The sequence below is a fragment of the Rhodoplanes sp. Z2-YC6860 genome, from assembly GCF_001579845.1.
Taxonomy (GTDB): domain Bacteria; phylum Pseudomonadota; class Alphaproteobacteria; order Rhizobiales; family Xanthobacteraceae; genus Z2-YC6860.
In genome coordinates this window covers 5,977,744-5,996,271 of record NZ_CP007440.1, presented here as the reverse complement: position 1 = coordinate 5,996,271, position 18,528 = coordinate 5,977,744, and the positions used below count along the sequence as shown (strand labels likewise).

Annotated in this window: 15 protein-coding genes and 1 pseudogene; 15 read left to right on the top strand and 1 reads right to left on the bottom strand. The window is 57.2% G+C overall.

Going from position 1 to position 18,528, the window contains the following annotated elements:
- Positions 1-14 precede the first annotated feature (14 nt).
- The 12 genes and pseudogenes from RHPLAN_RS28220 to RHPLAN_RS28170 all read left to right on the top strand — a co-directional run bounded on the left by RHPLAN_RS28220 (position 15) and on the right by RHPLAN_RS28170 (position 12,317).
- Positions 15-1,187, top strand: coding sequence for a GNAT family N-acetyltransferase (locus tag RHPLAN_RS28220; RefSeq protein ID WP_084245708.1), 1,173 nt, complete (start codon positions 15-17; stop codon positions 1,185-1,187).
- Positions 1,188-1,460: 273 nt separating this feature from the next.
- Positions 1,461-1,790, top strand: coding sequence for a PilZ domain-containing protein (locus RHPLAN_RS28215; RefSeq protein WP_084245706.1), 330 nt, complete (start codon positions 1,461-1,463; stop codon positions 1,788-1,790).
- Between the two features lie 109 nt (positions 1,791-1,899).
- Entirely contained in the window at positions 1,900-3,252 is a 1,353-nt protein-coding gene (locus RHPLAN_RS28210) for a TadE/TadG family type IV pilus assembly protein (protein WP_084245704.1), read from the top strand.
- Positions 3,253-3,552: 300 nt separating this feature from the next.
- Entirely contained in the window at positions 3,553-3,750 is a 198-nt protein-coding gene (locus RHPLAN_RS38600) for a Flp family type IVb pilin (protein WP_084245702.1), read from the top strand.
- 277 nt (positions 3,751-4,027) lie between these two features.
- Positions 4,028-4,765: a glycosyltransferase family 25 protein gene (locus RHPLAN_RS28200; RefSeq protein ID WP_068025326.1), complete on the top strand. Its 738-nt coding sequence runs from the start codon at positions 4,028-4,030 to the stop codon at positions 4,763-4,765.
- 250 nt (positions 4,766-5,015) lie between these two features.
- Positions 5,016-5,468, top strand: a complete 453-nt coding sequence (locus tag RHPLAN_RS28195; protein WP_068025323.1) for a PqqD family protein — start codon at positions 5,016-5,018, stop codon at positions 5,466-5,468.
- Positions 5,469-5,576: 108 nt separating this feature from the next.
- On the top strand, positions 5,577-6,890 hold the full coding sequence (locus tag RHPLAN_RS28190; RefSeq protein ID WP_068025321.1) for a DegT/DnrJ/EryC1/StrS family aminotransferase: 1,314 nt from the start codon (positions 5,577-5,579) through the stop codon (positions 6,888-6,890).
- 117 nt (positions 6,891-7,007) lie between these two features.
- Positions 7,008-7,199 (top strand): annotated as a pseudogene (locus RHPLAN_RS41055) (FAD-dependent monooxygenase); the annotation flags it as partial.
- Positions 7,200-7,535: 336 nt separating this feature from the next.
- Positions 7,536-8,573 carry a GMC oxidoreductase gene (locus RHPLAN_RS28185; protein WP_237179926.1) on the top strand — a complete coding sequence of 346 codons (1,038 nt, stop codon included), beginning with the start codon at positions 7,536-7,538 and terminating at the stop codon, positions 8,571-8,573.
- Positions 8,574-8,849: 276 nt separating this feature from the next.
- Positions 8,850-10,781: a hypothetical protein gene (locus RHPLAN_RS39720; protein WP_157100525.1), complete on the top strand. Its 1,932-nt coding sequence runs from the start codon at positions 8,850-8,852 to the stop codon at positions 10,779-10,781.
- Positions 10,782-10,896: 115 nt separating this feature from the next.
- Positions 10,897-11,637 carry a glycosyltransferase family 2 protein gene (locus RHPLAN_RS28175; RefSeq protein WP_068025311.1) on the top strand — a complete coding sequence of 247 codons (741 nt, stop codon included), beginning with the start codon at positions 10,897-10,899 and terminating at the stop codon, positions 11,635-11,637.
- Positions 11,634-12,317 carry a glycosyltransferase family 2 protein gene (locus RHPLAN_RS28170; protein WP_068025308.1) on the top strand — a complete coding sequence of 228 codons (684 nt, stop codon included), beginning with the start codon at positions 11,634-11,636 and terminating at the stop codon, positions 12,315-12,317. Before RHPLAN_RS28175 ends, RHPLAN_RS28170 begins: the two co-directional genes overlap by 4 nt.
- A 100-nt stretch (positions 12,318-12,417) precedes the next feature.
- Here RHPLAN_RS28170 and RHPLAN_RS28165 read toward each other — a convergent pair whose 3' ends face one another.
- Positions 12,418-14,244 carry a glycosyltransferase gene (locus RHPLAN_RS28165; RefSeq protein ID WP_068025305.1) on the bottom strand — a complete coding sequence of 609 codons (1,827 nt, stop codon included), beginning with the start codon at positions 14,242-14,244 and terminating at the stop codon, positions 12,418-12,420.
- Between the two features lie 306 nt (positions 14,245-14,550).
- Between RHPLAN_RS28165 and RHPLAN_RS38595 the strand changes: the two genes are divergently transcribed.
- The 3 genes from RHPLAN_RS38595 (at position 14,551) to yghU (ending at position 18,372) form a co-directional block, all read left to right on the top strand.
- Positions 14,551-15,585: a glycosyltransferase family 2 protein gene (locus tag RHPLAN_RS38595; RefSeq protein WP_198164530.1), complete on the top strand. Its 1,035-nt coding sequence runs from the start codon at positions 14,551-14,553 to the stop codon at positions 15,583-15,585.
- Between the two features lie 33 nt (positions 15,586-15,618).
- Entirely contained in the window at positions 15,619-16,602 is a 984-nt protein-coding gene (locus RHPLAN_RS28160; protein WP_198164529.1) for a radical SAM protein, read from the top strand.
- A 903-nt stretch (positions 16,603-17,505) separates the two neighbouring features.
- Positions 17,506-18,372 (top strand): glutathione-dependent disulfide-bond oxidoreductase, encoded by an 867-nt coding sequence (yghU, locus tag RHPLAN_RS28155; protein ID WP_068025298.1) that lies wholly within the window; start codon positions 17,506-17,508, stop codon positions 18,370-18,372.
- The last annotated feature ends 156 nt before the right edge of the window (positions 18,373-18,528 follow it).

Sequence of the window (18,528 nt, the reverse complement as noted above, 5' to 3'; positions counted from 1 at the left end):
ACCTCATATAAGTTATGCGAAAAACCGGCGGACCAACTGTTTCTGTATTACGCGCTCGTGCCTCGACACTCAGGGGCGAAGCGCCGGAAGAAAATGACAACGAAATTCGGAATTGCTCCGTGTTTATGGTAGCGGTCACTTCTCAGTTCGATTTCCTGTCTGAAGAATACGCCACGCTGTTCGCCGGGTCGAACGCGACGGCATTTCAGCACCCGATCTGGCTCGATGCGATCTACAACAAACTCGTGGCGCCACTGAACGTGGAGCCGTTGATCATGACCGTGCGCGGTGCGGCGAATGGCGACCTCAAAATGGTCCTGCCGCTGCTGCGCCGGAAATATCTCGGGCTGCGGACCATTGAGTTCGCGGACCTCGGCGTTTCGGACTACGTGGCGCCTGTCGCCAGCCAGGCAACGATCGATGCCATTGCTGCCGACCCGTTCACGTGCAGGCGCATCAAGACGCTCATGCAGCCGTTCGACATGCTCCGCATTCGAAAACTGCAATCATCCTCGGAGGCGATACGGAAAGTGCTCGGCGGGACGGTTTGCTCCGAGCTGCCGATGAGTGCTTATGCGGTGCCGCTCGGTTCCGATTTTGCGACTTGGCGGGTCAACAGCATATCGGCCTCGTATCGCAAGGAGCTCGACAAGAAGTCCCGCCAGTTGCACCGCAAGGGCAAGGTGGTTTTCGATTGTGCGAGCGATGTGGAGACGATCAAAGCAACCCTGCTCAAGATGCAGGAATATCGCCGGGGGCGCTTCGAGTCCGGCGACTTGCTGCAGGACCAGGTCTTTTTCGATTTCTATCTCGACGTTGCGATCCGCGGGCGCTCGACACTCGCGCGGTTCTATCCGGTGTTGATGGATGGTGCTCCTATCGCGGGCGCCATGGCTCTCGCTCATAAAGGTTCGCTTTTGGTCATTCTCACCGGGTTTGATCATGACAACTACAAGAACCAATCGCTCGGCTCCTTGATCTTCGAGATGGTTGCCAATCATGGTATCGGCGTTGGCGATCGTGTGCTCGACTTCACGATTGGTGACGAGCCCTACAAAATCCTGTTCGGCTCGCAAAAGTCGCCCATCTATCAGATCTTCGGATCGGGTAGTATGGCTGGTGCCATCGCGGGAGCGGCGGTGCATTCGCCGTGGGTCAAAAGAGTTGCGCAACGTTTTGTAAAATAGAAGTTCGGGTCTGATCGCCCCTTGGGCAACGTCAGGTCGATACCTGGCGGTCAGTACCAAACAGGTCGACGGCGACGTTTCCCGCGCGCGATTCGCGAGCCTCTTTGCCACTACATCCAGCAGACGTCCGATTTGGGTCCCGTGGTCTGGTTGCCGGTTGATAGCTGCTGGCCACGTAACCGAAAAATCGATTCAAAATAGAGATATTGGCTTAGTCGGATTTCCAGAGGTTTCACGCAAGGTTGGTGTAATTCAACCGGACCCGGTCAACCCATGTTTGGCGAACGTCGGAAGTCTCCGCGGTACACCATCAACAGAATCGCGAAATTCTACGGCGAGAACGGATCGCTGCCGCGCGATTGTACGATCACCGACATCTCGGAAACCGGCGCAAGGTTGTTTGCCTCTGGAGACGATATCCCCGATCAGTTCGTGCTCCTGATCACCGGCGACAAATCCATCCGCGAGGAATGCCGGGTGGCATGGAGACTTGGCGGGGAAGTTGGTGTCGAATTCATTACCAAGGAGCGCGAGTTTCGGCGTGCAGAACTCGTTAAACGGCTGCGCGCTGAAACCAGGCAGACTCTTGTGAAGGCGGATTAATCGGCGTCCGGAGTGCGCCTTGTCGCGGGCGTCTCTTGGGTAGGTAATTACCCCAAAATTTAACAAATTTGCGACGTAGATTCACATAACTCGTAGCACAGATTTCCGTATGGTCCCCCGCAACAACAATATCACGGGGGATACGATGTTTATTCGTGTTCGTACTTTCGTTCGGAATTCAGTCGTTCGGACTCTTGCCCGGCTTTGCGATGACAGGGCCGGCACTATCACAACGACCTTCGCGCTCACCATGATTCCGGTCATGAGCGCCGTCGGGGCTGCGGTCGATTATTCGCGGGCCAACTCCATCAAATCGAGCATGCAGATGGCGCTTGATTCGGCTGTCCTGGCGGGTGGCAAGGACGGGTCGTCCAACTGGTCACAGGTTGCGACGAATGTGTTCAATGCCAACATGGCCAGCCGAGGCGCGACCGGGCTTTCATTTTCGACGGCATTTTCTGCCCAACAAGGTTTGTATCAAGGAAGCGCGTCGGCGACGGTGCCCACGGTCTTCATGAGCGTGGTCAGAATGTCGGCCATGCAGGTCGCTGTCAGATCTACTGCGCAAGCCACTGCTCCAGACAATTCGTGCATTCTCACACTCGATAAAGGGCAGCCCACATCCCACATGTCGCTGACACTGAACGGCGCGCCGATCATCAACCTGTCGGGCTGCTCGATACGCTCGAATACCGCGCTGGAGTGCAACGGACATGACGGCAATGTCACGAAATCGATCGCCTCGGGTATCGCTGATGGTTGTAGCAACCCGAGCTCTTACGCTTCCGCCGTTCCCGACATTTACGCGGCGCTCGCCAACGGCATCACGAAGCAGTGCGGCTCATCGCGGCCGGGCGTGAGTTGGACACCCGGCGTCTTGCCGACAGGCGCCGGATTTATCCGGACGACGAATAATGGCCGCACCGAATATCACGTCTGCGGCGATCTTTCACTGTCCGGCACAGGCTCGTTGACGGGCGATTCACCCAGTGCCGACACGCTGGTGGTGATCGAAAATGGCAGTCTGAACGTTGGTAACAATGCTGCAATCTCAGTGACACGGATGGGCTTCGTGCTCACTGGCAACAACACCGTTCCAAGCGCTGTGAACTTCCCGAATGGCAACGGCAAAACCGGTCAGCTCACCTTGTCGCCGCCGATCGAGTCAACCAATCCCTGGCAAGGCGTGGCCCTCTATCAAGACCCAAGTCTGACCAACAACATCGACAACAAGTGGGGGCCGGGCGCCGACTTCAATGCTGACGGCTTGGTATACCTCGGAAACTCAAACGTCGTGACGGATGGCAACACTTCCAGCAGCAACGCCCAGTGCTCCAAGTTCGTCATGAACACGTTTACGACGAACGGCCGGGTCAACCTCAATTTCGATCAGTCGGTTGCCTCGTGTGCGGCCATCGGCTTGAAGCAGTGGGGCGGTATCACGGTTCATTTGGTGAACTGAGGGACCTGCCGCCAACTAAAAAATGATGTCGTAAGACCGCTTGCTCATATCGCTCTATGGTTCTCAACGCGGACTAAGCCTTCCACCACAAAATGGTTCTAGAAGGAATTAAGATGCGAGAATGGATCCTAGCTGCGGCACCTGTGGTCGTCGTCGTGTTTTTTGTCGTATATCCAGCATCGTTCAGCTCGCTGATGGTCTGGTTTGCGAGCGTTCTGCACTAGCCGAGGGTATGCGGCCGTGTGTCACCCGCCGGGAGCCCTGACTCGATTTGGGCGCCGGCTGGTAACGGAGAAACGGATGCGTGGGTGTCGGACATCAAAAGTCGAGCTGATGCGCCTGGCCGCCGACCTCGTCGCGGACGAGCGTGGCGCGACGGCAATCGAATACGCCATCGTTGCAGCCGGCGTTGGCTGCGCGGTCGCCGGCACGGTATGGAATGTCGGCGGGGCTGTGAAGGCGACGCTTTACGATAAACTTGCGTCCCTTTTCCCATAACGTGATCCAAAATTCATCCCCGATCTGCCACAGTCGCTTCATTCCCGACGGCACCAAGCCCGCATACTTCTTGCGTCAATTGTAGAACGACGCCTCCGAAATCTCGGCAGGCGTCACCGATCGCCGCCGCAAACTTTGATGCTTCCATTCTCGCGCCGTCATCCGTCCCACCCAGTGGACGGGCAAAGGGCTGCCGGATAGCCTCCAGAAATTGCTCGCGGGCTTTTGCTTCGGGCTCCAGGGCGAAAGATGGCAGTAGACAGTGCGAGCAAGGCACATGATCGACTCATTGTTTGACCGGGTCATTGTCGTCAGCCTGCCGAGCTCCGAGCGCAGGGAGCACATTCGGGAGCACTTCGCGGAAGCCGGCATCACCAATTACGAATTCTTCGATGCCACCAACGGCGCGGAATTGGATCTCGCCGCGCTCAAGCGGGATGGCATGCTTGCAGACAAGCCCGTTGAGCACGGCGGTGTCGACCTCGTCCCGGGCGAAGTCGGTTGCGCCTGGAGCCATATCAAGGTCTACGAATCCGCGCTGGCCCGGTCCCTGAAGCGCATCATGGTCTGTGAGGACGACGTCCAGTTCTGCGCAGGGGCCAACGCGGTGATCCAAGGCTACATGGCCGAAATGCCGAACGATTGGGATATCATCCATTTCATGTCCACCCGTGCGATCGGCAGCGGTCACAAGTACGACGTTGGCCGCAAGAAGATCACGGAGCACGTCTACCTCGGCTACAACGAAGGTGCGGGCGCCGCATGCTACGCGCTCACCAGCCGCTGTATGGAGTTCCTGCTGCGCCATGCCTATCCCATCAACAAGGCGGCGGACGGTTTGACCAACTGGCCGTCGGGCTGGTGGGAGCAGTGCCGAGGCTACCGGGGCTATATAGTCACCCCGCTCCCCGCAACGACCAACCCGCGCTTCCCCACTCAGATCCGCGGGCGGGACATTCGCCGCATCGCTTCAATGTTGCGCAAGACCTCTCGCTCAAACGATCGGCTCGACTGAACCCGATTGGCTTGACCGTAGATGCGGTCGGACTTCTTGCTGGTGCCGAGGCAGATTGCAAGCTGACTCGGCATCCCTCGTTTCAAGAGGCTTATAGAAGGTACTGTTGCCGGATTCGAGAATTCGCACAGCAGTCAGTTTCCTCCATGCGCACGGAGGATATCATATTGATCTTTATCATCTTATCGTTCTTTGGTAAGATTGTATAGAAAATTGCTTGGTCGTTTCGCCAACGACAAAGGATGACTGAATGGATCGAATTTACCGCATCGAAACGGCAGAGGTCGTGAGTGACATCATCGACGGTGAAGCGATCATCTTGCACCGAAATTACGGCGATTATTTTAGCACCGACGGCGTCGGTGGCCTGATATGGCAGTGGATCGGCGAGGGTCAAAGCCGCAGCAAGATCCTCAATATGTTGGATGCAAGATTTTCAGCCAGCCTGGACGAGATCGCGACGGCTGTGGATTCATTTTGTGCCGATCTTATAAGTCACAAGCTCGTTCAGGAGGTCGCCGAGAGTGATGAATCGGCGAAAGAAGCCTTGGTCGAGCCGCAGGCCAGCCCTAAGGCGGAATTTGTGCGCCCCACGTTGCATGTCTATTCGGATATCCGAAACATGATGTTGCTGGATCCTATCCATGACGTGGATGAAAACGTCGGCTGGCCAGCGCCCAAGCGGCCCAGCGACGCTGAGTGAGTGCATAACAGCTGTCGGCATATTGCCTCAGCGCGCATTGACTCAGAATGCAGGCAGTCGTGTTGGTTTTGACGCTTTCTGGCCGACTGTTCGAGGTGAGCGCAGCAAATGACGGAGCCGGTTGGTCCCTCCACCCATGTAGAACCGGATCTTGCGAGGAAATCGAGATTGGCCAGGAATGGGGGGCCAAAGGCGATTAAAAGCCCTTTGCCTCCCATGTATCCCGGCGGAATGCGTATTGGTGCTGAGGAAGAAGAAGCGGTTTTGGACGTTCTCCGCAGCAAGCGGCTTTTCCGTTACTATGGCCCATATTCCGGCGCTTCCCGGGTCGACGAGTTCGAAAAGGCATTCGCGGCCGACATGAATACCGATCATGCGGTGGCTGTGAGTAGCGGTACCGCAGCTCTCGTCTGCGGACTGGCCGCTTTGGGACTCGGGCCGGGAGACGAAGTGATCATACCCGCCTATACATGGATCGCTTCGGCAGGGGCAGCCATGGCCGTTGGTGCGGTCCCGATATTAGCGGAGATCGATGAGTCGCTGACTTTGGATGTCGCGGACGTCGAATCCAAGATCAACAGCCGCACGAAAGCGATCATGCCGGTGCACATGCGCGGCGCTCCATGCCAGATGCAAAGGATTGCGGAGCTGGCGCAATCTCGCGGTTTGAAAGTATTGGAAGATGTTGCTCAGGCAATAGGGGGGAGTTTTCGGGGGCAAAGGCTGGGCAGCATTGGCGATGTTGGTGCGTTCAGTTTCCAGTTCAATAAAATCATCACGTGTGGAGAAGGTGGCGCCGCTATTACAAGTGATGCGGAGATCTACCAGAGAATTGTGATGTATCACGATGTTGCTGGAGGGATGCCCAACCGGATTCCGAGCGATAAAATATTGAATGGATTGAACTTCCGAATGAGCGAATTGCACGGAGCAATCATGCTCGTTCAGCTTCGCCGACTGGATGGTTTGCTGGCTGATCTGCGCCAACGCAAGAACACCTTGAAATGCGCAATACAAGACGTTGCAAAGCGCAAAGGGGTCTCTTTCAGAGCACTAAACGATGCCGACGGCGATACAGCTACATCGCTTGTATTTTTCGCGCCAAACGAGATACGCGCTTTTCGAATTGCGGAAGCTCTCAATGCGGAAGGAGTCAACGCATCGCTGCTCTACCAACCCGGTCGCGTAGATTACCACGTTTATGCGCACTGGATACCGGTGATGGAGAAGCGCACCTGGTCCGAAAATGGCGGACCGTGGCGGTGGCATGGTAGAGACGTTGAATATAGCCGGGATATGTGTCCTCGGTCGCTGGACCTGTTGGGCCGTGCTGTTCATATCGATATTAGTCCCGACATGAACGCTGTGAACGTTGAAGAGTTGGCGGATGCGGTCCTCAAAGTGCTCGATGCGTTGTTGTGAGTTGTTCAGGCCATTCACCGCTTCGGCTTTTGCTGGAAACCGGTCAGTGGTGAAAATTAGCCATCACATGTGCTCGATTTGTCGATTGGATCGGCGCCGCAATAAGCCGAGCGTCTAATGCCCGGTCCCGCGCTCGCAGCTGCATTGCGCGCGACCACGCCGGAATCTTTGCGCACTGCGAACACCTATGACGCACTGGTGATAGGGGCCGGAGCTGCAGGGGGGCTGGCGGCACTTTTGCTTGCGGAGGCCGGCCTGCGAGTCTTGGTTCTCGAAGCCGGCCGGGCTCGATCCCCTGGTTCGCGCTCGCGTGTTGTCTCGCCCCTGCTGGAACCCCTCGCTTTGGAGATTCTGAGGCGGCGGCAGCCGATCCAATCTCGCTGTCAGGTATGGGAGCTCGATCCCGAGGCATTCGTCGATGACTTCGATTGCCCATACACCACGCCGCCGGACCGTCCCTTCATCTGGGTGCGCGCCCGGCAGCTGGGGGGGCGCATGACAGTCCCTGGGCATGGCCAACAATACTATCGTTTTGGACCGGACGATTTCATTTGCCCCGATGGACTGAGCCAGTCTTGGCCTCTACGGGCAGCTGAGTTGGACCCATGGTACGCCTTCGTGGAGCGCAGGATCGGGCTCGCTGGTATGCGCGATAACGTCCCTTGGCTCCCCGATAGCGAGCTATCTTATGAGCTTAGCCCGACGCCAGCCGAGGCGGCATTGCAAAGCGCAATTGCCGGGCGCTGGGCTGGCGCGCGGCCGGTGCTGGGGCGCTTCGCCCCGCCATTTGATGCGCTCGAAGCAGCGGCCACGACGGGGCGCCTCCTGATCCGTACCGGCGCGATCGTTAGAGAAATCGAAGTGGACAGATCGGGTCATGTGCAGGGAGTCGTTTGGATAGACCAACAAACTCGACGCGAAGAGCGGGCCCACGCTCCGTTGGTGTTCCTTTGCGCGTCGTCGCTGGAATCCACGCGTTTGCTTCTCCTTTCGCGCTCATCGCGAAGTCCAGAAGGGTTGGGCGCCGAATCGGGTACGCTGGGGCGCTATCTCGTGGATCACGTCAGGGTGCAAGCGCATGGAAAGGGGCCGCCGTTGTCGCATGCGGGCCGTTCCTCCCAGGCCCGTTGCCTCTATCTGCCCCGGTTCGATGCCCGCGATCTGCCTGCACCGCAACCGGGCCGGGGGTTTGGCGTGCAGGCGTACCAATGGCAGGCACACGAGGAGTACTCCCAGTTCGGCGCTGTTTCGTTTGCCGAGATGTTGCCGCGTCCGGAGAACTGCGTGAGGCTGGACGGTGAGCGGCGGGATGTCTGGGGCATCCCGGTGCTGCACATCGAATGCTCCCACGGCGATGAGGAGCTTGCTCGTGCACGCGATCAGATTGCAGCATTGCGCGAGCTTGCTGCGCTGGCAGGCGTGACACTCTCCGACATCAGCAAAGCGCCTGAGCCGCCGGGCTTAGCCAGTCACGAAACTGGGACTGCACGGATGGGGAGCAAGCCCGAGAACTCGGTGCTCGACCCTCACAATCAATGCTGGGAGGCGCAGGGGCTTTATCTGACAGATGGCGCCAGCTTTCCCTCGCAGGGCAGTCAGAACCCCACGTTGACCATCCTTGCGCTGACGGCTCGTGCCTGTCATCACGCATTGTATGGAAAGAGCCATGCTTTCGACGCGTGAAACGTCCCAACGGCTCGCCGCAGTTTGTCTCTCGATGAGGCCCGGTAGCGATCATGGTTTTCGATTCGTAGAGATGGGGAGGCCGTTCCGGCAAACGCATCTCACGTTCCGACCGAGAGACCTCCGTGCGAAGTTATGACCGACTCTCTCCCCTCACGTTTCCCACGATGGCGGCGGGTGCGGCTCGTGATTGTGTGCCCATCTGGCGCATCCCGACCCTATTCCATCAATGAGGTCGTCCTTTCGCTCTTCCATGCTCTGCGGTCGTTAGGCTGCTTGGTCGATATTCAGGAAAACGAGCCAGTCAGCGATGGCGTGAATATCTTTTTCTGCGCCCATTTATTATCGCGGGCGCGGGCCTCGGAGATACCCAAGGGGTCGATCGTATATAATTTCGAGCAGATCTTCGAGCGATCGCCATGGGTAGGGGCGATATACCGAGACCTGCTGTCGCGCGTCACGATCTGGGATTACAGCGCGCGCAATTTAGCCGCCATCAGAGCGATCGCCAATCCTCGCTGTTCGCATCTCGTGCCGCTTGGCTACGTCCCGCAATTGACCTGCATTCCGCCTGCGCCGGTTGAGGATATTGATGTATTGTTCTATGGCGCGCTCACCCCCCGTCGGCGCGCGATCCTGCAAGACCTCCAACAAGCCGGGCTCCGTCTTCGGGTAGAAACCGGTATTAGCGGTGCGGCCCGTGATGGGCTGATCAGCCGGGCGAAAGTCGTGTTGAATCTGCATTTCTACTCGACCGCGATCTTCGAGATCGTCCGTGTATCGTACCTGCTTTGCAATCGAAAGGCCGTGGTCGGGGAGTGTGGACCGCACACAGAAATCGATGACGATATCCGCGAAGCGATAGCAGCCGTCAGCTATGACCGGCTCTGCGAAACAGTCTTTGGCTTGTTGCGCGACGAAACCGAACGGAATCGTCTTGCGAAACGAGGACAGGAAATCTTCGCGAAGCGGCGCCTACCCGATATTCTGGCACGCGCAATTGCTGAGACCGAAGCCGATTCCCGCTGTTCTGCGACCAACGATGAAAGTGTTTGCCGTGGCGCCGCTACCCCGCTCGCTTCGACGGCCGAACACAACACAACGGGCACGAATGCGAGGAGCAGGCGAGCGGCAACCAGCTTGCATAAACACAAGAGGGTTCTTTTCCACGCCATAAATGGCAACGGCCTTGGCCACGTTGTGCGCCTTTCCATAATCGCCCAAGCGCTATCGGGGCACGCGGATGTTGCGTTCTATTCGCCCTGCCGGTTTGCCGATCGATACTGGCCAGGTCGGCTTTTTACAGTTGATGCACGCCTGGATGATCGCTTCGAGTTGAACCATGCACAACGCAATTTGCTCGCATTCCACTTGGCGCTGAATAGATTCTCACCGGACATTGTTGTTTGCGATACATTCTGGCCGGAGACAATCATCAGGGATTTGCATGAACGTGGAATTCGCACCGTCCTTGTGCTTCGGGCTCTTCCAAGAGAAACGATGGAGCCTGCGGTCCGCGCGGCGACCGCTCAGTTCTCAAGTATTCTTGTGCCCCATCACACGGCCGAGCTCGCGAGCATATACGCTGGATCTTCCGAGCTTCTTAAATGGACGACGACGGCTCCATGTGTCTGCATCGGACCTGTCGCGCGAACAACAACACCTGGCAATAGCAGAAGCAGTGTGATCTTCACTTTAGGTGGAGGAGGCGATTACTGGGTCGGATCGGACGCTTACGGGGTGGAAAGCTTCATACGCGAATATCGATTTTCTGCCGCGATGATCAAACAGAAATTCGATATGGAGACATTTTTCGCAGCTGGCCCGTTTTTCGATCGTCCAGATGATAGTCTATCGCCGCTAAGGGTCATTCGATCGCAGAACCTTCATGAGATGTTCGGTCCCGACACGCTCGTCGTAACGCGTGGAGGTTACAATACATGCTGGGAAGCCGTGGCGGCTGGAGCAAGATTGATTGTTGTGGGAGAACACAGCGGCAGTGAGGATGTCGGTGCCAGAGGCCGTTTTTTGGAAGCTGAAGGTTTCGCCCGGCACGTCGGGGTGGTCGATGCATCAAAAATCTTTAAATCATGTTCGGAGCTGATTGCGTCGACAGTCCCGGGTCCCGACCACTATCTTCGTCGTAGCGTCAATAGTGGACTGTCTGTTGCGCGCGATGAGATACTTGGGCTTATCAAGTCAGCCTGATGGATTGCCCGGCGTTCGCCGATCCTTGGACGTACTTGCAAAAGCGGCTATCTTCCCGCTCATCCATGGTCAGAGGTTTACGCGGCCTCCGTTATGCACTTCGCGAGCTTTTCAAATGTCTGCTGACGGCATCAGCGTCATCATTCCGGCCTACAATGTTGACGGCTTTATCGCTGATGCTTTTGCTTCAATCGTTTCGCAGACCAAGCCCGTCGATGAAATCCTTATTGTAGACGATGGTTCGGCCGACGGCACTGCAGCCTGGCTGCGAGATACGGCCCGGAACGACCAGCGTCTGCGGGTCTTGACGAGCAACAGGCTGGGTCCAAGCGGGGCACGTAACGTGGGCCTGACGGCAGCCACGCATTCGATCATAGCTTTCCTCGACGCCGATGACGTTTGGCCGCGCGACAAGATCGAACGCCAGATGAACCGGCTTTCCGCTGAAGACCGGCCGGATGTCGTCTCCGGCCTCGTCATGCGCTTTCGCAACCTCATGCCCGGCACGCTGAGCCCTGTTGCCGAGCCGGATGCAGAGATGATCAACGTCAATCTCGGCGCCTGTCTGTTCCACCGACGGGTTTTCGACACGATCGGTCGTTTTGACGAGCGCCTTCTCTATTGCGAAGATCATGATCTGATGTTCCGCGTCCGTGAAGCCGGACTGAAGGTGGCGATCATGCGCGAGGTAACGCTTTATTATCGCATCCGTCCGGGCTCCTTAACGCAGGGAAATTCAAATGACGAGGAAAGGAAGCAGGCGGCGCTGGCAGCATTGCGACTCTCTATCGACAGGCGCCGGAGCGCGGGCCGCGTTCTTGATTTACCGCCGTTCGCCAGCCTGGTTGATGAATGACCCAGACAGCGCCGGTCACCGCGATTGTGCCTCTGTTCAACGGCCGCCGGTTCATCCGTGAGGCGATCGACTCCATCCTCGGTCAGGAGCTGAAGCCACGCGAGATCATCGTGGTCGACGACGGCTCGACCGACGATGGCGGCTGCCTCCTGACCAGCCACCCCGGCGTGCGCGTTATCCGGCAGCCTAACGGCGGCGAAGCGGCCGCGCGCAACCGCGGCATCCGCGAATCCAAGGAGCCCCTGATCGCCTTCCTTGACCAGGATGACCTGTGGGTGCCACGGAAGCTGGCCGTGCAAGTCCGTACGCTGGAGGCTGATCCTTCAATCGATATCGTGTTCGGGCAGCATCAACTTTTTGTCGAAGACGGGGCGCGTTGGTTCCGTCAGGATTTGCTTGGAAAGACTCTGACAGCAGAGTTGCCTGGCAGCATGCTGGCGAGACGACAGGCCTTCGAGCGCTGCGGTCTGTACCGCGAGGACATGAGGTTCGGCTCCGACATCGATTGGGTCTGCCGGGCGCAGGATGCGGGCATGAAGTTTAAATTGATCGAAGAGGTGCTGTTGCTTCGACGAATGCACCGATCAAATTCATCCATCGATGACGCTCGATTCGCGAGCGAGTTGCTCCGCGTCGCTCGTGCTTCTGTCCAGCGAAAGCGAGCAAAATCCGCGTCATAGGTTTGAGATCGAAGTCCAGCATCCGGGTCGAGTTCGTTCTAATCGCGACGTCGCGCTCTTTGCCCGTCGGCCTCGATCCAGGAGTTGCTGCCGTGACCCACTAAACCGATTTCGCTCGCTTCCGGTCCAGTGCATCCTTAAGGACTTTCAATGTATTAAGCTCTCTCAAGGATTTACCGCGGAGTTTGTCTGAGTCATGGCGCCGTACCAGAAGCGTCACCTGGTCGACCTGCCGAAGTTTCAAACCATGTTCTCTGGCTCGGCTGAACCAGTCGGTGTCATCGCCAGCTCCTAATGTCTCATCGAAAAGTCCAGCGGTCTGAAAGACCTCGCGCCGGTAAATCGCAGCGGTGAGATATTGGGAGAAGGACTCTTCGGAGAATCCGACGGAGTCGTGGGGGCTCGTTGCCGCGTCTGCTTTCAGCATTTGCCCCCAACCTTGAACAACGTCGCAACCACCATCTTCCGACAACAAGGCCAACATGATTTGCAAATTGCCTTCAGGCCACAGATTTTCGACATCAAGGAAGGTGATGAACTCGCCGGAGGCTTCCAGAATGCCGCAGTTGCGCGCCGCGGCTAGTCCGATGGTGCGGTCTTGCTTGACGAGCCGCACATCCACGGGCAGTCGCTGCACCATGTTATCGATCCCATCCGTCGAGCCGTCGTCGACCACGACGATTTCAATGTTTGGATAGTTCTGGACGAGAATGCTGGCTACCGATTCCGGCAGGAATCGCGCGCCGTTGTAGACCGGGACGATAACGCTGACGAGAGGATGGCTCGTCAATTCTTTGTTGCGGTTCTTGTTCGGAAAATGCTTGGCCTCGCCTGTAGGGTTCGCAAGCAGCCGGACAATTGTATCTGCGATGGAATCGAGATTGTAGCCCAAAGAGAGACACAGCCCCGGCAGGCTCTCAATGAGACGGCTGATGAAATGCTGAGTGTGACGGCCGGTATGGGGCAGCTGCCACATGGTTGTGAGGCCTATCGCCTGCTGGAGAGCAGGGGGCGATATCTCTGCCAACTCTGTTTGCTGCCGACCGCTGATGCGCGGCGTCAGAACCGCCGAGAGGGGCAGCGATCTCATGATCCGCTCGCGCATTTCAGGGTAGAGATGCATGACCGCCTTCTCGCTTTCGCGGCGGTTGTGATTTTTGACCGAGTCAGAAAACCTCGGAAACCACGCCATCTGGTCCCAATTCAGCTTGGCCGTGCAGTAGAGGCTGTGCACTTTTGGAAAAGGATCCAGCTGTACGATGACGTAGTCATCGCCAATGTAGGTCAGGCCTTTATCCAGGCATGAGAGGGAGGTCGTTGATTTTCCCATCCCTCCCTTGGCACTGATCAGCACGGCCCCGACTTCGGTGCCGACCGCCGCGGCGTGCATCAACTGATAGCCCTTGGTCTCTGCCCACCAATGGAAAAGACAGCGCATGGGTGAAGACTTTGCCCAAGCGGGCAGCCGCTCTGCCGACTGCGTCCAATACACTCCCGTCGCCGTCGCGGTATCAAACAGATTGAGCGCGTATTCACCTAACAAATAAGCGCTCTTGAATTGCTGGCTCCGCATGGTCCAGATGTCACCGCGATGCGTGAAGCAAGCACGGGACCAGGGGGGCGGCACCATTTCGATGCCGCTCGATTTGCTATCCCAAATGTGAAACACTGCGTCGGCTCGCGACGTCGGCGGAACTTCAAGGTGCGCCAGCGCGGCAGTGAATAGCTGCGCCAGCATGTTCCCGGCGAATTTGACCTTGATAAAAGAGCCGGCTACGGCGAAACAGCGCTCAACGGTTCCGGCCTTCGTCTCTGCTTGTTGGGCGCGCTCCAGCACCGCGAGGAAGAAAGCACGCTGTTCATCTTCGGATCGATTCAAGGGACCGAGCGAATGCCTCAGCTTCGCGGGGCTTTGCGACTCGATCACGCTGAAATCTCCACGTCCGCGGGCGGCTGAATTGGGACATGCCCAGCGGCATCGACCGGCGCGGCATAATTCTGAACCTGCTTAGCCGAGACATGCGTTATAGCTCAATAGACATAGAAACCATAACGCATCATCGATGTCTCCTCTAAGCAGCAATCGATGGCGCCGGGTCGGGTATTGGTGTGGTGGCCAGGAAGAATATCGTGCCAAGCAACCAGATCGCGCGGGGCAGTTCCTTTTTCGCCGTCAGGGAAGATATACTTGCGATCGTCGCGCCTTCTTTGAGCGCATCGTCCGAGACCTCTGTTGCCAGAAAGCGATTTGGTCGCGGAAGCTCTCGTGTTGCAGACTATCTCGGATGTTCTCGATCCAACCACAGCCAGCGTTGTGTCCGTGAGTGGCGCTTCCATCATTATTTCTACGTACAATCGGGCAGAGCTGCTTCGCAAAGCCTTGGAAAGCGTGCAGCGCCTCCAGGTTCCTGAAAAATGGCAGGCGGAGATTCTTGTGATCGACAACAATTCAACCGATCACACAGCCGCAGTTGTACGAGACTCGAAGCAAGGTCCACTTCCTGTACGGTGGATACTCGAGATGAACCAAGGTGTCTCTCACGCCCGGAATCGCGGAGCGTCAGAAGCCGCTTTTGAGCACTTGATCTATTTTGACGACGATGAATTGGTCGATACGAGCTGGCTGGAGGCCTACGCTGCGTTACAAGCCGCGCATCACCCCGATTGTGTTGTCGGTCCTGTTGAACCATTGTTCGAGCAGGTGCCTCCCAAATGGATGACGTCGGCAATACTTAATCCTGTGACATCGTCTTACAGCTGGAAAGGACCGCGTGAAGGGCTGCTGCCTCATACTCGTGCGCATGAGATTCCCGGCGGGAATTTTGGTGTCCTGCGATCGGTGTTTATTGAGGTCGGCGGATTTCACCCTGGGATGCTCGAGGGTGAAGATTTTGAATTTGGCGTAAGGTTGGTATTGTCCGGAAAGAGCGTGGCGTACGCGCCGGGTTGTCGCATACGCCACCGCATCGATCGTCAGAAGCTGAGCGTGGTCGGGTTGTGTGCTCGCTCGAAAGGCTGGGGCGCAACTCAGCGAGCCCTGATGCAGCTTCGAGGAGAACGGCTTTCAGCGATAGCACAATTGCGATTGTTGCTGCGTCTCGCCCGGTTCTTCTTACGTGATATCGGATATCGACTGCAAAACAAAGAAGGGCATGCCCTGGAATGCAAGCTGGAGACCAAGCGAATTTCTGGTTTATTGTTTGCCAAGGCGTCGCGCCATCGAAACACTGGCGCGAATCATGAGCGCGAACATGCGACTGGAATCTAGACTGCGCCGACTGGAACCCGCATGGGGGAGTGGATGGCATCGTCTGTAGACACTGATTCCAGCGGCACGATACCGTCGAAAATACGGGTCGAGGCATCTTCGTTTTGTCAGCTGCGCTGTCCGTCATGTCCCACCACGGCTGGCGCCATTCATCCAGCAATTGGCAGCGGCTTCCTGCGGTTCGATGATTTTCGGGCGTTGCTTGATAACAACCCGTCGCTTGCACGCGTTGAGTTGGCAAACTATGGCGAGGTGCTGCTGAACCCGCATCTATTCGAGATTCTGGAATATGCGGACTCGAAAGCGGTCGCTATCACGTTCTCGGTCGGCGTTAACCTGAACCATGCGACGGATGAACTACTCGAAGGACTGGTCAAATTTCGAGTGAGACACATGACCTGCTCAATTGATGGCGCTAGCCCTGAGACTTACCGTGTGTATCGCGTGCGCGGAAATTTCACGAGGGTCATTGAGCACATCGAGCGGATCAACGACTTCAAGCACAAGTATCAATCGGAGTTTCCCAAGCTTACATGGCAGTTCGTGGTGTTCGGGCATAATGAGCACGAAATTCCAATGGCGCGTGAGATGGCCAGGAAGCTGGGGATGGCGTTCAGCACCAAGATCAACTGGGATACGAAATTTTCTCCCATTCGAGACAAGGTCTTCGTTCGAAAACAAAGTGGCGAAGGGGCAACGCGGCAGGAATACGAGTTGATTCGCGGGAAGAGCTATTTGAGCTCGATCTGCCAACAGCTGTTTGACGATCCCCAGATCAACTGGGACGGAAAGAATCTGGGGTGCTGCCGAAATTTCTGGGGTGACTTTGGCGGCAATGCTTTCGTTGATGGGCTCCACTCATGTTTTCACCATGAGAAGATGAATTACGCCCGGGCCATGTTGCGTGGCCACGCTCCGCCACGTGACGACATACCCTGCACAACCTGTGAAATGTATCACTCGATGCGGGCTCGCTCGGACTGGATCGGCGAGGGGGGGGCCAAGAATTGTGGCTGATCACGATTAACGCGGAGCGCTTCCGTGAAGCGATCGCGTGCGCTCGCAACCATGCCACGAGAGGCTCCGCGAACTGATATCCCGCGCGGTTGGATACGGAGACAGGCGTTCAGCCAACTTCGCGAGCGACCGCAGCAACGCAGGCACACCGTAATGGTCTCGCAACTGTTGATTGTGCGTCTGGTGGTCGTCTAGCTCTTACGGCGTGAGGTCAGCCCACACCAGGATATCAATTTGCAAGGCGAGTGATGGGTAGTTTTCGGTACGACGCCGACGGACCGTGGGAGAAGAGAGACCGACCTCGACTTGGGGCCGCGGCTTAAGTCGAGACTGCCTGGCGCAAGGATGGCGATTGTTGAGCCATCACAGGCGAACGAAGCGCTTCAAAGAAGCTGCGTGCCTGATAATGATACCATACACCGTACCCCAGCACCAAAGCTGATGAGAGGCCCCAAATAACCAGTACGGCGGAAATCGTGTCCATCGATCGCCCAATGCTTCCGTGGTGGGATTGGTTCCTCGCACGAGCGGCTAACAAGAACGTAGGCAGTCCAACGAAGCGCCGGGGAGGGAGCGAAACGGCCGCTCAATACGCCACCAGCCTTCGCGCAAGTCTGCCCTACGAGAGGTTAACAAAAAGCGCATTTCGTTCGGGTGCTCTGCGGATTCGTAGTGATGACGAAGCGCGGCGCTGTCGGGGCTATCGGGCCTTGATTGAAGCCCTCCGCACGGGGTCATCGCTGAGCTCGACCGGCGGCAATGTCTCAACCGCTCGCCGGGCAAGTACACATGGCAGCGCGCAGCTGCGTTCACCGAGCAGTGGGCGTGAAATTAAGCGCCAACGCGTTGCGTGTTACTGGTAAACCTATCCATTCATTCAGCTGACTTAACGAGAGCCCCAATATGACTGACACGCCGAACTACACGCCGCCGGAAGTCTGGATCTGGGAGAAGGGCGGAAGTCCCGATTGGCGTTATGCTAATACAAATCGTCCTATCGCCGGCCCGACACACGAGAAGGTGTTGCCGCGCGGAAAGCATCCGCTGCAGCTCTACTCACTGGCGACGCCCAATGGCGTTAAGGTCACAATCATGCTGGAGGAATTGCTGGCCGCCGGTCACAGCGGGGCGGATTATGACGCGTGGCTGATCCGGATCGGTGAAGGCGACCAGTTCGGTAGCGGATTTGTCGGGGTGAATCCGAATTCCAAGATCCCTGCGCTCATGGACTATAGCGAACAGACGCCGCAACGCGTGTTCGAATCTGGATCGATCCTGCTCTACCTGGCGGACAAGTTTGGCGCCTTTCTGCCAAAGGCGCGCGACAAGCGCACTGAAACATTGAATTGGCTGTTCTGGCAGATGGGCTCAACACCCTATGTGGGCGGCGGCTTCGGGCATTTCTATGCCTATGCACCGGTGAAGATCCAATACGCCATCGATCGTTTCACAATGGAGGTGAAACGCCAGCTCGATGTGCTCGACCGGCAGCTCGCAGACAATCGGTTCATCGCCGGCGAAGAGTACACAATCGCCGATATGGCGATCTGGCCGTGGTACGGAAACGGCATGCTGAACGGCGCCTCCTACAATGACCCGCGCAAGTTCCTGCAGACGCACGAATACAAAAACCTGACGCGCTGGACCAAAGAAATCGGCGAACGCCCGGCCGTTAAGCGCGGGCGAATGGTCAACCGCGTCAGTGGGCCGCCTGAAGGACAGTTGCGCGAGCGCCATGACGCCGGCGATTTCGGGAAGATGGCGGGGTAACGTCAACGCGCCCGATGAGGCCCGTCGTGGCTCTTCATAAAACGAAAGCGAAGACGCCAACTTTGGTTCTGTTGCGAGCGTCGGAAGCAATCGGGCGCAGCGTCGGCCTATAACACTTTGAAAGTATCGGCGAACGGACACTCTGTGTCCGTTTTC